This is a genomic window from Algoriphagus halophilus, from assembly GCF_041729275.1.
GTDB lineage: Bacteria > Bacteroidota > Bacteroidia > Cytophagales > Cyclobacteriaceae > Algoriphagus > Algoriphagus halophilus_A.
The window spans coordinates 2,195,334-2,215,119 of sequence record NZ_CP146486.1; the positions used below are offsets into that span (position 1 = coordinate 2,195,334).

Below are 19,786 nucleotides of genomic sequence, written 5' to 3' on the forward strand. Positions count from 1 at the left end.
AAACCAATTTGCTATGTTTACTTTGTTCCAATCTTATCCGAAATTCCCGGTAGTGAAGCGCACCAATGTAAGGATGACTAAAAATTACATTTCAAAATTTGAGGAATCCCTGAAAAATTTTGAAGAATTCCAAAAAGAGGGAGTTCATTCCTAATTATCTTAAAAAAACAAAAGGTTATGGAAACATAACCTTTATTTTTTTCTATAATATTTTTCTTATGGATACAAAACTCTATTTTTAAATCTATTCAATGATTTATTATGAGTTACATCCATTTTGATAAAACCCAGCTGATTAATTTAAATTATTCTCTGGACCGTGAAATCATCAGAACCAATAGATCTGGCACCTACACCAGCACTACTATCATAGGGTGCAATACTCGAAAATATCATGGACTTCTAGTAGTTCCCCAACCTCAGATAGATTCCCAAAATCATGTCATGTTGTCTAATGTGCACGAAACGGTGATTCAGCATGGGGCAAGCTTCAATTTGGGAATCAGTAAATTTCCTGGTAATTATTCACCTAGAGGTCATAAATATCTGGAAGATTTTGACTCTGAGCCTATCCCAAAGCTGACTTATAGAGTGGGCGGCGTTTTACTTCAGAAAGAGTTGATTTTGGACACCAATCGGGATCGGGTAATGATTCGATATACCTTGTTGGACGCGCATTCTCCTACTAAAATTCGGGTGGCTCCTTTCCTAGCTTTCAGGCCTTACCATAACTTGATGAAAGCGAATACTTTTATCAATAAAAAATTCAACAAAGTACCCAACGGGGTCAAATTTCAATTATATGAAAAATATGACCCTCTCTACATGCAGCTTTCCAAAAAGGAGAGTTTATACCTGCTCCAGATTGGTATTATAACATAGAATATATTCAGGAAAGAGAACGTGGATATGACTACCAAGAGGATTTATATGTACCTGGCTATTTTGAATTTGATATTACAAAAGGTGAGTCTGTAATTCTTTCTGCAGGACTCACAGAAGCTGATCCTAAGACTAGAGAAGCAGCTTTTAAAAAGAAATTGCAAGAAGAATTCCCAGAAACAACTTTGAAAACTGTCTAAAAAATTCAGCGGGACAGTTTATTAGAAAAAGAAATGGAGATACCAGGATAATAGCTGGATATCCTTGGTTTGGATGGTGGGGAAGAGACACCTTTGTTGCAGCGCCTGGATTAACATTACCCTCAGGTGAATACCAAACATTTTTAGACATTATGGACAGCATGTCCAAAGACTTACATGGGCCTTTATTCCCTAATGTCGGTAGTGGAGTCATGACCAATATGAATTCCATCGATGCGCCTATGTGGTATTTCTGGTCTTTGCAGCAATATGTGATTTACACTAATGACTTAAAGACCATCAAGGATCGATACTTAGGAAAGATGCAGGGAATCATTGAGGGCTACATCAATGGAACTGATTTCAATATTAAAGTTCAGGAAAATGGTTTAGTCTATGGAGGAGAAGAAGGGAAAGCACTGACATGGATGGACGCTGTCACCCCTGAAGGCCCCGTTACTCCAAGAATGGGATGCCCAGTAGAAATCCAAGCACTATGGTACAATGCACTTTGTTTTTACCATGAACTTACCGGAGATGAAAAAATTCTTGCTCTTGCAGAAAAAACGAAAGCCTCCTTTATCAAAGAGTTCTGGTCAGAAAAACATGGATATTTAGCAGATGTAGTTGATGGAAATCAAAAAGATTGGTCAGTAAGGCCCAATATGGTATTTGCTACCTCACTTCCTTATACCATGCTTAGCGAATCCCAAAATGACCAAGTCTTAGAAATAATTAAATCCAAATTACTTACCACAAGAGGGCTTAGGTCTCTTTCACCTGACGATTATGCCTATAAAGGATACTATTTTGGTGACCAAATCACAAGAGATCAAGCCTACCACAATGGAACTGTGTGGACTTGGCCACTAGGTCATTTTGTAGAAGGATATATAAAACTTCACGGTAAATCTTCATTTAATTTTATCAAAAAGATAATTAAAGGATTTGATGGGGTAATGACCCAATATGGTGTGGGTACAGTTGCAGAATTGTATGATGGAGACCCTCCTCATAGGCCAAAAGGGGCTATTTCGCAAGCTTGGAGTGTGGCAGAATTGCTTCGTATGATGGATTTGGTCAAAAAGATATAACCAACTTTTTATGAAAGTATTAATGTTTGGGTGGGAATTTCCACCACATATTTCTGGAGGACTTGGAACTGCTTGTTATGGTTTGGTAAAAGGTCTTTGCCACCATAATCAAGACATTATTTTTGTCGTCCCAAAGCTTTGGGGGATGAAGAACCTATGGCTGATTTTGTTAATGCGAGTGACGTCACTATTGATTATAGAGAAAAGAGGTTCAAATCAATTTGGAAGAACTTAACCTATTTAGAAGTCAGTAGCTTTTTAGTTCCTTATCTGGGCCCAGAAGAGTATAAGAAATTCACGGACTATGCTATCCATGATCGAACCGATGTCGATGAAAGTATTTTTTCCACGAAATACGAGTTCAGTGGGAAATATGGAAAAAATCTAATGGAGGAAGTTTCCAGATATGCCTTGACAGGAGCTCAAATTGCCAGAGATAGAAGTGATTTTGAATTAATCCATGCCCACGATTGGTTATCTTTTCCTGCAGGAATTGCAGCTAAGGAAATAAGTGGTAAACCATTAGTAGCTCATGTACATGCTACCGAATTTGATCGGTCCGGAGAATCCGTCAATCAAGTGGTCTATGATATTGAGAGAGCTGGAATGCAAGCCGCTGATCATGTGGTTGCCGTAAGTCAGCTAACCAAAAACATTATCATCAGAAAATATGGAATCCCCGCTGAAAAGGTTTCAGTATTGCACAATGCCGTGTTGGATGCCAGTATCATTGAATCCACTTTTAAGAAAAAGTACCTGAAAAGATCGTGACTTTTTTGGGAAGAATTACTTTTCAAAAAGGTCCTGAATATTTTGTAGAAGCTGCAAAAAAAGTCATCGACCGAGATCCAAACGTTCGGTTTGTGATGGCAGGATCTGGAGATTTACTCAATAGAATGATCGATCGTGTAGCTGAATTAAGAATTGCCACCAAATTCAACTTCACAGGGTTCCTAAAAGGAAAAGATGTGGATCACATGTATGCTATCTCAGATGTATATGTCATGCCATCAGTTTCTGAGCCCTTTGGAATCTCCCCTTTGGAGGCTGTACGACATAATACCCCAGTCATTATTTCAAAACAATCAGGCGTAGCTGAGGTCTTGACCAATGCTATTAAAATTGACTTTTGGGATATTGATGCGATGGCCGATGCCATTTTTGCCCTTTTGCATTATAAGGGTATATCCCAAATGTTTAAAGAGCTCGGAAGTGAAGAATTGAAGAAATTAAAATGGGAACATGTAGCCGCTAAGCTTGTAACCGTATACGAAAAAACTTTATCCCAAAGATCATGAGAACTATTTGCTTTTATTTTCAAGTTCATCAACCCTTTCGCCTTAAACCTTACCGCTTTTTTGATATTGGTGAAGATCATCATTATTGGGATGATTTCAGCAATCGGTCCATTATGAGAAAAGTAGCTCAGAAGTGCTACTTACCTATGAATGCATTACTCCTTGATTTGATCCATCAGTACAACGGAGCATTCAAAGTAAGTTTTTCCATATCAGGAACGTTCATGGATCAAATGCAGGCATATGCTCCAGATGTGCTGGAAAGCTTCCAGAAACTGGTCAATACGGGTCATGTAGAACTTTTAAACGAGACATATTCCCATTCCTTAGCTTCTCTAAAAAGCAAGGATGAGTTTAAAGATCTGGCCCACAAACACCAAGCAAAAATCAAGGAGTTATTTAATGGCTATACTCCAAAGGTGTTCCGGAATACTGAATTAATCTATTCTGACGAAATTGGGGCAATGGTATCCGAGTTAGGTTACGATGCCATGTTGACGGAAGGCGCTAAACATATTCTGGGATGGAAAAGCCCTAATTATGTGTATGTAAATAGCATTGAACCGAAGCTGAAAGTTTTATTGAAAAATTTCCAGCTGAGTGATGATATCGCCTTTAGGTTTGGTAATAAATCTTGGGATGATTACCCATTGACTACTGAGAAATTCATCAATTGGATCAATGCGATTCCCAGTGAGGAAGAAACGCTGAACCTCTTCATGGATTACGAAACCTTTGGAGAACACCAGTGGGCTGAGACAGGAATTTTTGATTTCATGAAACACCTTCCTGAAGCAGTGTTTAAGGAGACTAACTTTTCTTTCTCAACTCCTTCAGAAGTGGCTTCAAAAATTCCACCTGTTGGCAAAATCCATGTTCCGATTCCAATCTCATGGGCAGATGAAGAACGGGATCTAACCGCCTGGCTCGGAAATGATTTACAAGACGAAGCATTCGATCGATTATATGATCTTGAAAAGTTGGTCAATACTATTGAAGATGAAGAAATAAAAGGGACTGGAGGTATTTACAGACCTCTGACCACTTTTATTACATGTGTACCAAATTCTTCTCTGATGGAGATATACATTCCTATTTTAGCCCCTATGACTCGCCCTATGATGCATTCATCAATTACATGAATGTACTCAGTGATTTTATGATCAGACTGAAAGAAAAATCCAGCGTATCTGTAGAGGCTTAAATGTCATTTAAACTAAAAAAGGCCGGTAAATCCGGCCTTTCATTTTCCAATCTTAATAACTTTCAGATTCATTGGGGAAATCCCGACTTTTGACATCCTTGATGTAATTGGTAAACGCATCCATCATGACAGATTGCAAATCCGCATATTGTCTCAAAAACCTCGGCTTAAACTCTTGGGTGATTCCTAATAAATCGTGTACCACTAACACTTGACCGTCTACATCTCCTCCTGCGCCGATTCCAATGACTGGGATTGATACTGATTCTGCTACTTTTTTAGCCAAGGAGGCAGGGATTTTTCCAACACAATGGCAAAACATCCACATTCCTCTAACAGCTTGGCATCTTCTAGCAATTTTTGAGCTTCTGCTGATTCTTTAGCTCTGACACTATAAGTCCCAAATTTATAAATGGACTGAGGAGTTAAGCCCAAATGCCCCATTACTGGAACACCAGCGCTCAAAATCCTCACTACAGATTCTTTAATCTCAGCCCCACCTTCTACTTTGATAGCATGAGCTCCTGACTCCTTCATGATTCGAATAGCAGAACGCAAAGCTTCAGAACTATTCCCCTGATAAGACCCGAAAGGAATGTCGACCACTACAAAGGCTCTGCTAACAGCTCTAACCACAGAAGATGCATGATAGATCATCTGGTCCAAAGTGATCGGAAGGGTGGTTTCATGACCTGCCATCACATTGGAAGCGGAATCTCCCACCAGAATAATATCGATTCCTGCATCATCTACGATTTTTGCCATCGAAAAATCATAGGCCGTAAGCATAGATATTTTTTCACCACGGTTCTTCATTTCCTGAAGGATATGAGTAGTGATTCTTTTAATATTTGCTGAAGAATGAACAGACATGATTTAAAGTAAATGGACAGAATATTGGTCACCGGAAAAATCTACCTTGATGTGCTCATTAAGAGTAGTTGAGAGTTCATAACCTGTATAATCCGGCTTGATTGGAAATTGGCCATGGCTCCTATTTACCAGTACCGCTATTTCCATCTTATATAATTCTTTGTCTAGAAAAGGTTTCATTGCGTAGGCAAGTGTTTTTCCAGTATTTAACACATCATCCACAAGGATTAATGTTTTTCCGGAAAGCTCGATCTCTTCAGACAACTCAATCTCTTCAGAATGTAAATTACTTTTGTCCAAAATAACCTCTATCTCCTCAATAGTTAATGGAGAGATAGTTTGTAATTCCTGGGCTAATAAATCCGCTAAAATGGTTCCCATTCCTGTGATTCCCGCAAATACTACACCTGCGGTATTGAGATTTCTTTCATAAATCTCAAATGCCATCCGGGTGATTTTTTCTTGATCTGATGATGATTGAGTACTTCGCTCATAGGATAAAATTATGATTTGAAAATTAGACCAATTCTCTAAGGTTTCAAAATTAAGATATGCTTAACGGTAGGAATCCTCCTCATTCAAGATGTTGAGATAACTCTGATATCGATAAGGATGGATATACCCTTCTTCTACTTTCTTCCGAACTACACAGCCAGGCTCGTTGATATGCCGACAATTATTGTATTTACATTCACCGAGGTATTTTCTCATCTCTGGGAAATAATGTGACAACTCATAGTCCTCTACATCCAAAATACCAAACTCCTTAATACCAGGTGTATCAATCAAATCTCCTCCCCCTTCACAGGAAAAAGCTCAGCGAAGGTAGTAGTATGAACACCTTTAGCACTAAACCCCGAAATTTCCTTGGTGTCTTGTGAGGCCTCAGGAACAAGCTTATTCAAAAGTGTTGATTTGCCTACGCCAGAATGCCCCGCGATCAAAGTAGATTTACCTTGCAGTAAGGGATGAAATTCATCCAATAAATCTTTGTCATTTAATGCTGAAATCTCCATCACCTGGTACCCCAATGGTTCATAAATCTCGTGGATATCAAGCAACCAATCTTCCGCATCCTCGCCTTCCAGAAGATCCACTTTATTCACAACCAAAATCGCCGGAATCCTAAAACTCTCAGTACTTACCAAAAATCGATCTATAAAACCCAAAGAAGTCCTTGGCTTTTTCATGGTAATTACCAGCATGGCCTGATCCACATTACTGGCAATGATATGTGAGAAATGCTGCTTCCGTGTGGATTTACGGATTACATAATTTTCCCTAGGATGTATTACAGAAATGACTGCTGTTTCTTGGTTTTCTTCTTTCGACAAAGTCACCCAGTCTCCTACTGCAATAGGATTCGTTAACTTCAAGTCCTCCTGCTTGAACTTGCCTTTCAACCTTGCAGAAATAAATTCTGAATCGGTTTTGACGACATACCAACTGCCTGTTGACTTTATAACTCTACCTTCCATTGAGTGGATAATTTAACAAAACCCGATTGATTATCTTTTCAGCTGCCCCTAGATTCGCAGAAACCCAAAGATTCGAGGCTTCTTTTGCTTTCTCGTAATATTCCTCTACCTGTAATTCCTCAAATACTTTTTTTAGTTCCTCCCCATTTTCTACTGCAAAACCACAGCCTTCATTCACACTTTGCTCTGATTCAGGGAATTTTGAGGTGTTTTTCAATAATCCGAAAAGTACAGGAATTCCAAATCCCAAAGGTTCTAGGATATTATGCAGTCCTTTACCGAAAGCCCCTCCCACATATGCCAAATCTCCATACTGATACAAAGAAGAAAGCATCCCAATATTATCGATAAACAACACCTTCTTTCCTTCAAAATCCTTAGTCTCAGAATATTTGATGGAAGGAAGTTGAATTGAATTCGCCCAAGCAGCCATAGGCTCAGGAGATAAATCATGCGGCGCTATGATCCATAAATAATCTTTTACCTGATTCATAAGTGGAATGAGGATTTCCATATCCTCTTCCCAAACTGATCCCAATACCATGACTTTTTTATCTTGGGCCCAAGATTCGATTTCAGGAAAAGTCTTTGGAGAGCGGGCAGTTTCCACCACTCGGTCAAATCTTGTATCCCCTGCCAAAATTCCATTTGAATAACCTATGTACTCTAAAAGGTCCAGACTAGCTTGATTTTGAGTAAATATTTGATCCAGTTTGAATAATATGCTTCTAAAGAAACCATCTGACTTGAAATACTTTTGAGTTGGCCTGAATGAAGCTGAAAAAAGAATAATAGGCACCTTTTTCTGGGACAAAGCCAAGATATGATGATACCATAGGTCATATTTCACAAAAAAGCAATACTCGGATTTAAGATGCTTACAAATTCAAAAGCCCATGATTTTCTATCCAAGGGAATATAAGTGATATAGTCTACATAAGCTTGAGATTTCCTGATCGCAATATCGTATCCCGATGGACTGAAGAAACTTACCAAAATAAATAGAGAAGGTTTTTCCTGCTTTAACTTGGCAATGACTGGTTTTGCTTGCTCATATTCTCCTAAGGACGCGACATGAAACCAAGCCAAATTTCCGGGATTTTTCGATCTGAAATTTTGCAGATTCTTATGCAGACCCTTTCTCCCTTTTAAAAAATGGTTAATCTTTGCACTAAATAAGCCAACTAAAGGCAATAAATAGGTTATCAGTGCGATCGCTATTCTATACAGCAAATTCATTTGCCAAAAGTAGCCAAACGCTATGACATCTTTAGCATGACTAACCAAGGGTTTGAATTAATCCCTTGAAAATGCTTTTATTTTTATTTCGACTCAAAAAAATAAAAATTCTCACGTGCATTTAACCTTAAAATTAAGTACTTTCAAAAGCATCTGTTTTAAAAAAAAATCGGTCGGAGTAATTGAGATATGATTAGAGTTTTATTCGTTTGTTTAGGTAATATTTGTAGGTCGCCTTTGGCGGAAGCTATTTTTGATGCGAAAATCAAAGAGGCGAATCTTCCCACGACTTTTAAATCAGATAGTGCTGGCACATCAGATTTTCATATTGGAGAGCTTCCTGATGAACGAACCATATTGATTGGAAAAAAATATGGGCTTCCTATCAACCATAGAGGAAGGCAAGTCAACAGAACGGATTTCAGGGATTTTGATTATATCCTTGCCATGGATGATAACAATCTCAGGAACTTAAACAATATGAAAGTTAGGTTTGGATTTCCTGACAAAGAAGTTCATCTCATGAGAGATTTTGTCCCAGGGTCCGAGGGTAAGTCTGTTCCAGACCCTTACTATGGGGGTGAGGAAGGCTTCGAAGAAATCTATAAAATTTTAGATAAAGCAATCGATAAGTTTCTTGAGAAAGTAATAGAGACACATCAACTCTATGTATGACTTGAATGATATCTATGAAAAAGTACTTTACCAAAGCCTGGGGCCCCAGGTAAAATTAAAATCAGCCTCTTTGGTTGCGGCGGGTAACCACAACCAAGGAATACGCATTGAAACCAACGATGGAAACTTCTTCCTCAAATTAAATTTTGACCATGAGAAAGATATTCTCAACAAAGAATCGCAAGGACTAGATTACCTTAGAAAAAACACATTTCTTCAAATCCCTGAAACATTTGGTTGTGGAAGGGTTGGAGATTACAATTTTTTATTATCTGAATTCATCCCCTCAGGGAGATATCAATTAGATTACTGGGAAACTTTAGGTTATGGACTGGCAGATTTACACTTAAAAACCAATAAATCATTTGGACTCTCAGATGACAATTATATCGCCACCTTAAATCAAAGAAATCTTCAAACTTCCAGTTGGGTAGACTTTTACATTGAACAACGATTGGAGCCCTTACTAGGCAAAGCCTATTTTGACAGGTTAATCCCTTTGGATTTTTTAAAAAAATTCCAATCGATATACCAGGTAATAGAAAAAATCATCCCCCCGAAAAACCTTCCTTACTCCATGGAGATTTATGGTCAGGGAATGTATTATGTAACCCAGAAGGTCAACCTTGCTTGATTGATCCTGCCGTTTATTTCGGTCATAGAGAAATGGACATTGCCTTTAGCAGACTTTTTGGAGGATTTGATTCTCGATTTTATCAATCTTATGAATCAATTATACCATTGGAACCTGATTTTGAAGCCAGAATGGGTATTTATAATTTATATCCTTTGCTTGTTCATTTGAACCTATTCGGGACTGCCTATCTCCCGGAATTGAAAGAATCATATTGAGATATGTCCGATGAAAATAAGACAAAAGTTCGATTTGCCTTAGAAAAAGACCTTCAGGCAATCTTGGAAATCAACAACCATGAAATCGAGCATTCCACAGTCAATTATGACTATGAACCCAAAACCCTAGAATTTCAAAACCATTGGTTCCAAGAAAAAGCTAAAGCAGGATTTCCTATTCTTGTTGCAGAACGAGAAAACCAAATTATTGGCTTCGCGACTTACGGTACCTTTAGGCCAAAACCAGGATATCAATTCACCGTAGAGCATTCCGTATATATCCATTCCCAATTTAGAGGAAAAGGAATAGGGTATTCATTGATGAAAGAATTGATTACCCACGCCAAAGGAAAAGGATTTCATCTCATGGTTGGTGGAATAGATGCAAGTAACCTTAATAGTCTTTATTTCCACAAGAAATTAGGCTTTCAGGAAGTCGGAAGATTTAAAGAAGTAGGCTGGAAATTTAACCAATGGCTGGATTTAATATTTGTCCAGCGAATACTTTAACCAATTTTTTAGACCAAAGATATTTTCCTCCCCTCTTTAACTGCTTTATAAATTGCATCAATGATGACCATGTCTTTCAAACCCTCCTCTCCATCAACCGGCACCAATGGCTTTTTCCCATCCAGAATGATCGCTGCCATTTCATCCATTTGTGTGGTTTGATGTGTGACATGTGGATGGTCCAAAGGACCTTTGTGGGTTCTACCTTCAATTGGACCATAGCCTGTAGAAGGTTGCATTTCTGCAAATCCATTTAAGCCATTTAGGAAGAACTTATCCAAATTATTCATGCTATATGTAGAAAGACAAGACGCTACAGCACCTCCTGGGAAACCTAACTGAAATTGAATCGTTTCGTCTACCCCCTCTTTAAATTTCTCAGGATTATTTTTGGTCTCTTGGGCAGTTACCCAAATAGGTTCTTCTCCTATCATATACCTTGCTCCATTAATGGAGTATATCCCAATATCCATCATAGCTCCTCCCCTGATAGCTCATAATTGAGTCTCCATTGGGTAGGATCACCTATAATAAACCCACTAAGTCCTTGAAAAAACAAGATTTTTCCAAATTCCCCATTCAACCTCATTTTAATCACTTCTTGGGTTTTGGCCTCAAAATGCATCCTATATCCAATCAGTAATTTTACTCCAGCAGCCTTACATGCATCCACCATTTCCTTTGCTTCAGTGGCATTCACCGCCATTGGTTTTTCGCAAATCACATGTTTTCCTGCATTTGCCACTCCAATCGCATGTTCCTTATGGAGTCCATTAGGAGTAATTACATAAACAGCATCTATGTCCGGATTATCCTTAATTTGGGAATAGGTCTCATAATTGTAGCAGTTTTTTGCAGGAATATTGTACTCTTTTTGCCAAGCTTCAATTTTGGAAGGAGTTCCACTGATTACCCCAACTAATTTTGCCCTTTTACAATCTTTCATAGCACGGGCAACACGACTGCCATAACTGCCCAATCCCATAATGGCTACTCTTAAAGGTTTTTCGTCCATTGCATTCATGTTTATTTTTTCATTTGCTCCCAATAGCGGAGAAAAAGGTGAAAGGTTCAAAGCTAAAGCTGATATGCCTGCCTTTTGTAGGAAAATTCTTCTGGTTTTCATAGAAATCTGAGGTGGAGGTTATCTTGTTTTTGAAAATACTCAAAATCAGACAAAAGAACCTGATAAAGGCTAATTTTCCATCTTTTTTCTCCTCACTACCTGAATGGTATTCCGGGTACTTTGTTCAAGAAGGACTTCATATCCTTTCAAATGCTCCGCGACAGAAATTTGTCCAGGATGCAAAATCGTGAGTAATTCCAGCCCCTCATTATACCTGATTTCAAAAAAGGGCTTCAGGTTGGTCAACAATTTCTCGAGCATAAACAGTTGAGAATCCATCACCAAAGAAATACTGATCGCAGAAATCTGCAGCATATTCACCCTAAGTTTTAATGCTCTTAACTGCTCATACACCTGATGAATATGGTTCTCCTCAATAAAAGTAAAATCTGTCACCTTAAAACTGACCAAGACCTGCTTCTCTTTTAGAATGTAAGTGGGAACCTGGGCTATTTGTTCGGTTTGATGAATTTTGGTACCATCAGAATCAGGCTTCAAAAATGATTTGACAAAAAGGGGGATCCCAGCGATCGCCAAAGGCTTGATCGTCTTCGGGTGGATTACCGAAGCTCCATAATAGGTCATTTCCGCAGCTTCTTCATATCCAATTTCCTGAAATAATACCGTATCGGAATACCTCTTTGGGTCAGCATTCAACACACCTGGCACATCTTTCCAAATAATAACTGACTGGGCATTTAAGGAGGTCGCTAAAATTGCTGCAGTAAAGTCAGACCCTTCCCTCCCTAAGGTAGTAGGAAGATTTTGCTCACTAGATCCAATAAACCCCTGTGTAACTATAGGATAGGATTCCAACAAAGGTTTCAGTTGGCTTTGACAAAGAGCCTTCGTCAATGACCAATTAATTTTTGCAAAACGAAAGTCACTGTTGGTTTTAATGAATTCCCGAGCATCTTTCCATAGTGTAATCATTCCTTCTAAACAGAGATACTCCATTACAATTCTAGAAGATAATAGTTCTCCATACCCTATTATTGAATCGTAATACTCATCATAATTCTCCTTGTTCAGGTCAAATTCAAGCCTTTTCTCCAATGCGATAAACAGATTTTCTAACAATAAAAAAACCCGGTGTCCATTTGGAAATAGTTCAGAACAAATCTGAAAATGAAACTCTTTTAATTTTGCACTATTCAAAGAAAAATCATTTCCATCGAGTTTCAATTCCAATATAGATTCCAACGCATTCGTTGTTTTACCCATTGCAGAAACAACAATTACCATATTTCTTCGCAATCGATTACGGAGAATTTCAGCCAAATTTTTAATTGCATCAGCATCTTTGACTGAGGCACCTCCAAATTTATAAACAACCATTTTTGCCATGAATATTTATTTCTAATTTAGTATATGTCAAATCAATTTTTGTACTTTTCTAATTCATGAAAATTTCATCATACCAGCCCGATCAAAGCGGCTTAGCTTACTCAGTAGGTACCACACTAGACCGATTTATTAAATTAAAACAAAGCGACTTTCCATTTGCTTCTGGAGAACTTTCCCAGCTATTGAGAGATATCGCTTTAGCCTCAAAGATCGTCAACAGAGAGACCAATCGAGCTGGACTTTCCAACATTGGCGGCGCTTTTGGCCAAACCAATGTACAAGGAGAAGAACAGCAGAAACTCGATGTCATTGCCAATATTAGATTTATCCGTGCATTAAGTAAGGGTGGCGAAGTCTGTGCCATAGTTTCCGAAGAAGAGGACGCAGTGATAGATTTAAATAATAAATCCGGAAAATATGTTGTAGCGATCGATCCTTTAGACGGTAGCTCCAATATTGATGTCAATATTAGCATCGGGACTATTTTTTCCATTTATCGGAGAAAAACTCCTGTTGGAAGCCCTATTCGAGAAGAAGACATCATGCAGCAAGGAACCGAACAGGTAGCATCTGGATATGTACTTTATGGTTCATCTACCATGCTTGTTTACACTACTGGGTTTGGAGTCAATGGATTTACCTACGAACAATCGCTTGGGGAGTTTTTCCTTTCTCACCCGATGATAAAAGCTCCAGAATCAGGATCTATTTACTCCATCAATGAAGGAACGCAGGAAGATTGGAATCCAGGGATAAAGGAGTATATCGATAATTGTAAGGTGAAAAAATTTTCGGCACGATACATCGGTAGTCTAGTAGCAGATTTTCACCGGAATTTGTTGAAAGGAGGAATTTATATCTATCCTGCTACCAAAAAGAATCCAAATGGAAAATTACGGTTAATGTATGAAGCCAATGCCCTTGCATTCATCGCGGAACAAGCAGGAGCCGTGGCAACTGATGGAAATAAACGAATCCTTGAAATTCAACCTACTAGCCTCCACCAAAGAACTCCTTTATTGATAGGATCCAAAAACATGGTTGCTGAGGCCTTGCAATTTTCCAACAAAACTGAATTTTCGACCAATTAAATCAAACCTACATCCTGAAATCCATTTTAAGATAAACTTATCTTATCTTCAAGGTTTAAAATAAGACTCACTTTATGATCCTATCAAAATCATTCACCCAAATAAGCGCCTTAGCATTCGGTACTGCTTTACTTTTTGCCTGCGAACAAAAAGCCACAGTATCGGAAGAAGCGCCTGCTGAACCAATCGATGAAACGTATGCGGTACAGTCAGAAAAATTATTATTCAACGTAGACACGCTTTACACAGAATTTGAAAATCCTTGGGGCATGACTTGGTTAAGTGACGGAACTATGTTGGTCACTGAAAAAAGAGGAGAAATTCTGGTTTTCAAAAACGACCAATTTACAGGAGAAAAAATCCAAGGTCTTCCAGAGGTCTCCACTAAAGGACAAGGCGGATTGCTGGATATTCAAGCACATCCAAATTACGGGGAAAACGGATGGATCTATATTAGCTATGCCAAGCCAGTAACAGAAGAGGAAAGCTCTACAGCAATAATGAGGTTTAGGCTTGATGGATATAATGCGGTAGATCAGGAAGAATTAACTCAGTCCCAACCTGCCACGAAAGGGGGCAATCATTATGGAAGCAGAATAGTTTTTGATAATGATGGGTATTTATTTTATTCAAGTGGTGACCGATTTAATCCCGCTATGAATGCCCAGGAGTTAACTAACTCCCATGGAAAAATCCACAGGATTCATGATGATGGAAGAATCCCTGAAGACAATCCTTTTGTAGACAGCCCTGGAGCAATTCCTACTATTTGGTCCTATGGGAGCAGAAATCCACAAGGACTCTATTTTGATAAAGAAAATAACAGACTTTGGGAATCAGAGCATGGCCCAATGGGAGGTGATGAGTTAAACCTGATCGAAAAAGGTAAAAACTATGGCTGGCCAGTGATCTCTTATGGCAAAAACTATGACGGGACCACCCTTACAGAAATCACTGAAAAAGAAGGGATGGAACAGCCAGTTACTTACTATGTTCCCTCTATCGCAACTGCGGGTATTACCATGGTAACTTCAGACAAATACCCAGCTTGGAAAGGCGATATTTTGATAGGAGCATTAGCGAAAATGCATATCAATCGAGTGGATATGGATGGAGACAAAGCTCTATCTCAAGAAATCATGCTTCAAGACATAGGAAGAGTAAGACAGGTGAAAGAAAGCCCTGATGGTTATCTTTATGCTGTTACTGAAGGTACAGGCTTGATGGTGAAAATTATCCCTATCAGATAATACCTGAAAACCATCATAAAAAAGGCTTCTGAAAATAACTATCAGAAGCCTTTTTCATTTTTGAATGCATCAAACAAAGTCAATATCCACATTAAAGGGGTACTTCATTAAAAATTGAAGTGCTTCTTTAATATCATAATTTTCAAACAAAACCCGATATAGGTATTCGGTGATTGGCGCCCTTAAATCCGCGGTTTCCAAGAATGCTTTTATCACGCGAATGGTATTGATTCCCTCTGCAACCTCATCCATGCTCGCAAGGATTTCATCCAACTTTTCCCCATTTGCCAGTCTAAATCCGACGGTAAAATTTCTGGAATTAACTGAATTACAAGTCGTTACCAAATCCCCTATTCCTGCCAATCCAATCACAGATTTGACACTACCTCCAAGTGCATTGCTGAGATGAACCATCTCCACCATACCCCTTGAAATGAGTAGTCCTTTGGCATTTTCTCCCAGCTTTAAACCTGCTAAGGCACCAGCAGCTATGGCAATGATGTTTTTCAAAACCCCACTTAACTCTACTCCAACAATATCTGAATTTCCATACACCTGAAATTTCTCAGAGCGTAACAAACTTTGCCCTTCCAAAATCACCTCATTGTATTTACTCGCAATGACTGTAGCCGCAGGTAAACTTTGGGTCAATTCCTTAGAAAGATTTGGACCAGCCAAACAACCCACTCTCACAACCACTGTCTCTTGCAAGATCACTTCGCTCATGGTCAGGATTTGAGACCTCTTTATTTTTTAACTGAATCCAAAGTCTGCCCTTTTTCCAAATTTAGACAGAGCCCTTTGGTACCATGAATTACTAAATGGTATGGAAAAAGATGTGGAGCAAAGGATTGGACTACATCTTGAAATCCAGAGGAAGAAATCATCAAAAACAACACCTCACAGACTTCACAGATTTCTTTTGGACTACTAGTACCTTTGATTTTGGGATTAAGTGATTTTCCTTGTGCCGAATGAAGGGAGTTTATTTCATGAACTACTTCCTCTTTTCTAGCATAAACCATTACTTGGTTTTTTTCTGCCAGCATATTGGCTATCACAGTACCGAAGCTCCCTACTCCGATTACCCCTATACATTTTTCTTGAGGTTTAAAAGAGTTTTTCGAGACCATAGCCGGTTAATCTATTATGATAAAAATAAAGTAAGCTCATATCCTCTGTAACGATATCGCCTTTGGAATCCCTAATTAAAGGCCTTTTGGCATGGTACATCCCCACATTATCCAATCCATGCGATATGATTTCATCCATATCATCCTGAAGATGGGGAGCCACATTAATCAATCCTTGACTTTTCAGTTCATACACTCGGTCCATCACCCGATGACAATTGGCTTTAAAATCCTCATAAGGAATGACAATATCCTCTTCTGGTAAACGGATTAAATCAAACAAATCCAGTTTGTTATTGGAAGCTTTAATCATTTCAAAGGCGGTAAAAGCCACTAAATGGGAACTGAAGACCCGGTTGATTTTATGAAATTCTTCCACGATTCTTCTACCAAGCATATTGGTATACTCCTCTTCCCGCTGATGATCTACGGTTACCTCGCCATCAGAAACAAAATAATCCCGGGTATTGATCTTCCTCCCTTTTTTGTCTAGGCTATCTCCTTTTTCATCCACATAGTTACCTAGCACATCCATCGCTTTTCCAATAGAAACAGAGATATCCGAACCTTTGGTAAAGAACTTGAAAAGGAATTTTGAAATTTTATAAGAGTTGGAAAACTCATCGTTTTCCTTGTAATACCGTTCTTGGCCCGTAATACTCAAATAATCCCGGATCAAGCTTGGAGCTTCCAAAACAAAATGGTAATTGATTGTAACAGGAACGATGAACACTTTTCCGGAAATATCATTTTTCTGATCTTGAAAATTCGCTCTTTGTGCTTCAATCGCCGTGCTTAGCAAGCCGAGTTTCAAACGCGATTCAATCATTCCACTTCTTGACCGAGTTCCCCCGGGAAAGAAAAGACTATGGCATCCAAACTTTATCGCTTCTTTTGAATAGGTCTTTAAGGTCTCCAGATACAACAAATTCTTTTTCCGACGGTCCACTTTATAGGCTCCAAGTGAGTCCATAAAATAAGCGAAAATAGAAATGTTGAATAGGTTCAATCCAGCACCATAAATAAAGGGAGGTAAGCCCAGAACTGAAATAGTCCAGCCGATAAGAATACTATCCAAGTTGCTGAAATGGGTAGGAACCATCACAACGGTCCCTTTAGTCGCTAAGTCTCTCAACTGGTCTGTTTCTCCAGTGATTTGGATTTTATCCTGAAGGGTATATTGGTTACTAAAAATGGATTTAAAGCCTTTTACTCGTGCTGCATTAAGTAATCTTGAAAACCCAAATGTCACCACACTTCGGGTAAACTTGTAATGGGTATGCTTGAAATTACTGGCTATTTCTTCAGCATAGCGGGAGGTAATTCTATTTAAAATCGATTTGTACCCATGAAGCTTTTTTCTTTAGAAAGATCTGTAGAGGTATTGATTTGAAGTAAAGATGCTTTTACCTCTCCCCAAAAAGTTCCTTCATCATCCGGATCAACAACCCATGGGTTTTGTTTAATCCGCAACTTCTCCCTATACAAAGTTGTTTCCAACTCCTCTTTTAAAATATCAGGGTTTTGGTCGGCAAGATCCAGAATTCTATCCTCGGCCAAATCTGAAACTTTCTTGACAAACTCTTTACGTTCTCTAGCCAGTTTGACAACCGGCCACTCATTCTTACTAGGAATGATTGGATCGTACTTATGTTTTAGATATTTCTCCTCCAAGTGGAATTCAATTTTAAAAACGCTTCAAAGATAACAAAAGCCTTTCGCTTCAACCCCACTTACTTGATCATCTCCTCTCTACTTCTTGGATTTTATAAAAATAGCCACTATTGCTGAGGTGATTACCCCCATGATTAAGGCTCCTATGGTAGCTTGAATAATATAACTTTTAAGATTAAACCAATCTTCGGCCTCCTGTTGGGTCAACTCACCTGAGCTTACCGAGTATTCGATGACATTGGTAAAGTAATCAGGGGTGATGTATTCCAAGGTGATGTATTGCGCAAAAGGCGTCAGCACCATTATGATCACGGAAATAATTAAGCCCGATAAGAATGCCTGTAGATAGGTAATATTTCCTCTGTAATAACTTTTCTTTTTATCACGCAAAGCAAATACAAATACCAAGATGGCTGGGATCGCAAAAAAATTCGTTCGTGAATACAGCGTGCTGATCAATATGCTCATCATGCCAGCCCAAAGATTTTTCAAGGACCATCCAGGCCAATGACATGAGAACGAAAATAATCGCCCACTTAGTTTCAATGCTTATGTTTTTCATAACAGATAGGATAAAGAGAAGTTATAGCAGTAGTTCTATCAATACAAAATACAAAAAAGTCGAAAAAGTAATACAATCTTCATGAATCTTGACCTATGCTGAGCATAATCCTTGTCCATGAAAGAAAGGGTATTAATTTTACGACACAATTTACCGGATGAAAGCAGACCTCAAGCAAATACAAGTTCCCATCGAAGCCGAAATGGCAGAATTCGAACAGAAGTTTCGAGGACTTATGAAGAGTAAGGTCAAACTTCTTGACCATATCATGAATTACATCGTGAAGCGCAAAGGAAAACAGATGCGCCCAATGTTTGTATTTCTAACAGCCGGAGTAACAGGAAACATCAATGAGTCTACCCACCGGGGCGCTGCTTTGATTGAACTTTTGCACACTGCTACCCTAGTTCATGATGACGTGGTAGATGATGCCAATTACCGAAGAGGCTTTTTCTCAGTCAATGCCTTATGGAAGAATAAAATAGCCGTTTTAGTGGGTGATTATCTTCTTTCCCGAGGTTTGCTTTTGAGCGTAGACAATGAAGATTTTCACTTGTTAAAAATCGTCTCCAACACGGTCAAAGAAATGTCCGAAGGAGAATTGCTCCAGATAGCCAAAGCCCGAAACTTGACATCACCGAAGAGGTTTATTATCAGATTATCCGCCAAAAAACTGCCAGTTTGATTGCATCCTGCTGCGCTGTAGGTGCTTCTAGCAATCAAAATGACACAGAGATCATAGATCGGATGAGGAATTTTGGAGAGAAAGTAGGAATGGCATTCCAGATCAAAGATGATTTGTTTGATTACGGCGAGGATGAAATCGGGAAACCTGTCGGCATTGACATCAAAGAAAAGAAAATGACATTGCCATTGATTTTTGCATTGAATCAAAGTGACTGGCTTGAGAAAAGAAGAATCATCAGTCTCATTCGAAATAAAAGCGAAGATAAAAAAGCAGTGAATGAGGTGATCGACTATGTAAAAAGGAGCGGTGGACTTGACTATGCCAAAAGCGTCATGAATCGTTTTTATCAGGAAGCTCTGGAAATACTCAGTACATTCCCTGATTCAGAATACAAGAAATCTCTTTCCAATTTAGTGAGCTTCACTATAGAGAGGAAAAAATAATAATATCAGCACTATCTTTAATATAGAGCTTTTTCATTCTCAGGGTACTTTTAAACTTAATTTCCAAAATGGAATTAGAAAAAATTTCAGTCATCATTCCTCTTTACAATGAGGAAGAGAACATTTCGCATTTAGCAGAGGAAGTTTTTTAGTTCTTGATCAGATTC

Annotated in this window: 9 protein-coding genes and 10 pseudogenes; 10 read left to right on the top strand and 9 right to left on the bottom strand. The window is 38.6% G+C overall.

Going from position 1 to position 19,786, the window contains the following annotated elements:
- Positions 1–261 precede the first annotated feature (261 nt).
- The 3 pseudogenes from V8V91_RS11745 (at position 262) to V8V91_RS11755 (ending at position 4,678) form a co-directional block, all read left to right on the top strand.
- Positions 262–2,176: pseudogene (locus V8V91_RS11745) on the top strand (amylo-alpha-1,6-glucosidase).
- A gap of 10 nt (positions 2,177–2,186) precedes the next feature.
- A pseudogene (locus V8V91_RS11750) lies at positions 2,187–3,474 on the top strand (glycosyltransferase family 4 protein).
- Positions 3,471–4,678, top strand: a pseudogene (locus tag V8V91_RS11755) (glycoside hydrolase family 57 protein). The pseudogenes V8V91_RS11750 and V8V91_RS11755 overlap by 4 nt, the downstream one beginning before the upstream one ends.
- 52 nt (positions 4,679–4,730) lie before the next feature.
- On the opposite strand, the pseudogene panB reads toward V8V91_RS11755, so the two are convergent.
- The 4 genes and pseudogenes from panB to V8V91_RS11775 all read right to left on the bottom strand — a co-directional run bounded on the left by panB (position 4,731) and on the right by V8V91_RS11775 (position 8,268).
- Positions 4,731–5,551, bottom strand: a pseudogene (panB, locus tag V8V91_RS11760) (3-methyl-2-oxobutanoate hydroxymethyltransferase).
- A gap of 3 nt (positions 5,552–5,554) precedes the next feature.
- The gene (locus V8V91_RS11765) at positions 5,555–5,998 is read right to left on the bottom strand and encodes a phosphoribosyltransferase family protein (protein WP_373400215.1); all 444 of its coding nucleotides are present in this window, start codon (positions 5,996–5,998) and stop codon (positions 5,555–5,557) included.
- Positions 5,999–6,106: 108 nt separating this feature from the next.
- Positions 6,107–7,029: pseudogene (gene rsgA, locus V8V91_RS11770) on the bottom strand (ribosome small subunit-dependent GTPase A).
- Positions 7,019–8,268: pseudogene (locus V8V91_RS11775) on the bottom strand (3-deoxy-D-manno-octulosonic acid transferase). The pseudogenes rsgA and V8V91_RS11775 overlap by 11 nt, the downstream one beginning before the upstream one ends.
- A gap of 189 nt (positions 8,269–8,457) precedes the next feature.
- Here V8V91_RS11775 and V8V91_RS11780 point away from each other — a divergent pair.
- From V8V91_RS11780 to V8V91_RS11795, 4 genes are read left to right on the top strand one after another with little or no spacing between them, the layout of a single operon-like run.
- Positions 8,458–8,943 (top strand): low molecular weight protein-tyrosine-phosphatase, encoded by a 486-nt coding sequence (locus V8V91_RS11780; protein WP_373400217.1) that lies wholly within the window; start codon positions 8,458–8,460, stop codon positions 8,941–8,943.
- Complete coding sequence (locus V8V91_RS11785) at positions 8,936–9,577, top strand: fructosamine kinase family protein (RefSeq protein WP_373400219.1); 642 nt, start codon at positions 8,936–8,938, stop codon at positions 9,575–9,577. The genes V8V91_RS11780 and V8V91_RS11785 overlap by 8 nt, the downstream gene beginning before the upstream one ends.
- Positions 9,472–9,795, top strand: coding sequence for a fructosamine kinase family protein (locus tag V8V91_RS11790; protein WP_373400670.1), 324 nt, complete (start codon positions 9,472–9,474; stop codon positions 9,793–9,795). Before V8V91_RS11785 ends, V8V91_RS11790 begins: the two co-directional genes overlap by 106 nt.
- Positions 9,796–9,798: 3 nt before the next feature.
- Positions 9,799–10,305, top strand: a complete 507-nt coding sequence (locus V8V91_RS11795; protein WP_373400220.1) for an N-acetyltransferase family protein — start codon at positions 9,799–9,801, stop codon at positions 10,303–10,305.
- An 8-nt stretch (positions 10,306–10,313) separates the two neighbouring features.
- Here V8V91_RS11795 and V8V91_RS11800 read toward each other — a convergent pair.
- Both V8V91_RS11800 and V8V91_RS11805 read right to left on the bottom strand, forming a co-directional pair.
- Positions 10,314–11,431 (bottom strand): annotated as a pseudogene (locus V8V91_RS11800) (Gfo/Idh/MocA family protein).
- 69 nt (positions 11,432–11,500) lie between these two features.
- Complete coding sequence (locus V8V91_RS11805; RefSeq protein WP_373400221.1) at positions 11,501–12,769, bottom strand: aspartate kinase; 1,269 nt, start codon at positions 12,767–12,769, stop codon at positions 11,501–11,503.
- 65 nt (positions 12,770–12,834) lie between these two features.
- On the opposite strand from V8V91_RS11805, the gene fbp reads away from it, so the two are divergent.
- Complete coding sequence (gene fbp / locus V8V91_RS11810; RefSeq protein WP_373400222.1) at positions 12,835–13,869, top strand: class 1 fructose-bisphosphatase; 1,035 nt, start codon at positions 12,835–12,837, stop codon at positions 13,867–13,869.
- Positions 13,870–13,943: 74 nt separating this feature from the next.
- Positions 13,944–15,119, top strand: coding sequence for a PQQ-dependent sugar dehydrogenase (locus V8V91_RS11815; RefSeq protein ID WP_373400223.1), 1,176 nt, complete (start codon positions 13,944–13,946; stop codon positions 15,117–15,119).
- 69 nt (positions 15,120–15,188) lie between these two features.
- Here the strand turns inward: V8V91_RS11815 and V8V91_RS11820 are convergent.
- From V8V91_RS11820 to V8V91_RS11830, 3 genes and pseudogenes are all read right to left on the bottom strand, one after another.
- Positions 15,189–16,252: pseudogene (locus V8V91_RS11820) on the bottom strand (NAD(P)H-dependent glycerol-3-phosphate dehydrogenase).
- Positions 16,230–17,926, bottom strand: a pseudogene (locus V8V91_RS11825) (1-acyl-sn-glycerol-3-phosphate acyltransferase). Before V8V91_RS11825 ends, V8V91_RS11820 begins: the two co-directional pseudogenes overlap by 23 nt.
- Positions 17,927–18,004: 78 nt before the next feature.
- Complete coding sequence (locus V8V91_RS11830) at positions 18,005–18,418, bottom strand: DUF4199 domain-containing protein (RefSeq protein ID WP_373400224.1); 414 nt, start codon at positions 18,416–18,418, stop codon at positions 18,005–18,007.
- Positions 18,419–18,645: 227 nt separating this feature from the next.
- Here V8V91_RS11830 and V8V91_RS11835 point away from each other — a divergent pair.
- A pseudogene (locus V8V91_RS11835) lies at positions 18,646–19,619 on the top strand (polyprenyl synthetase family protein).
- Positions 19,620–19,786 lie beyond the last annotated feature (167 nt).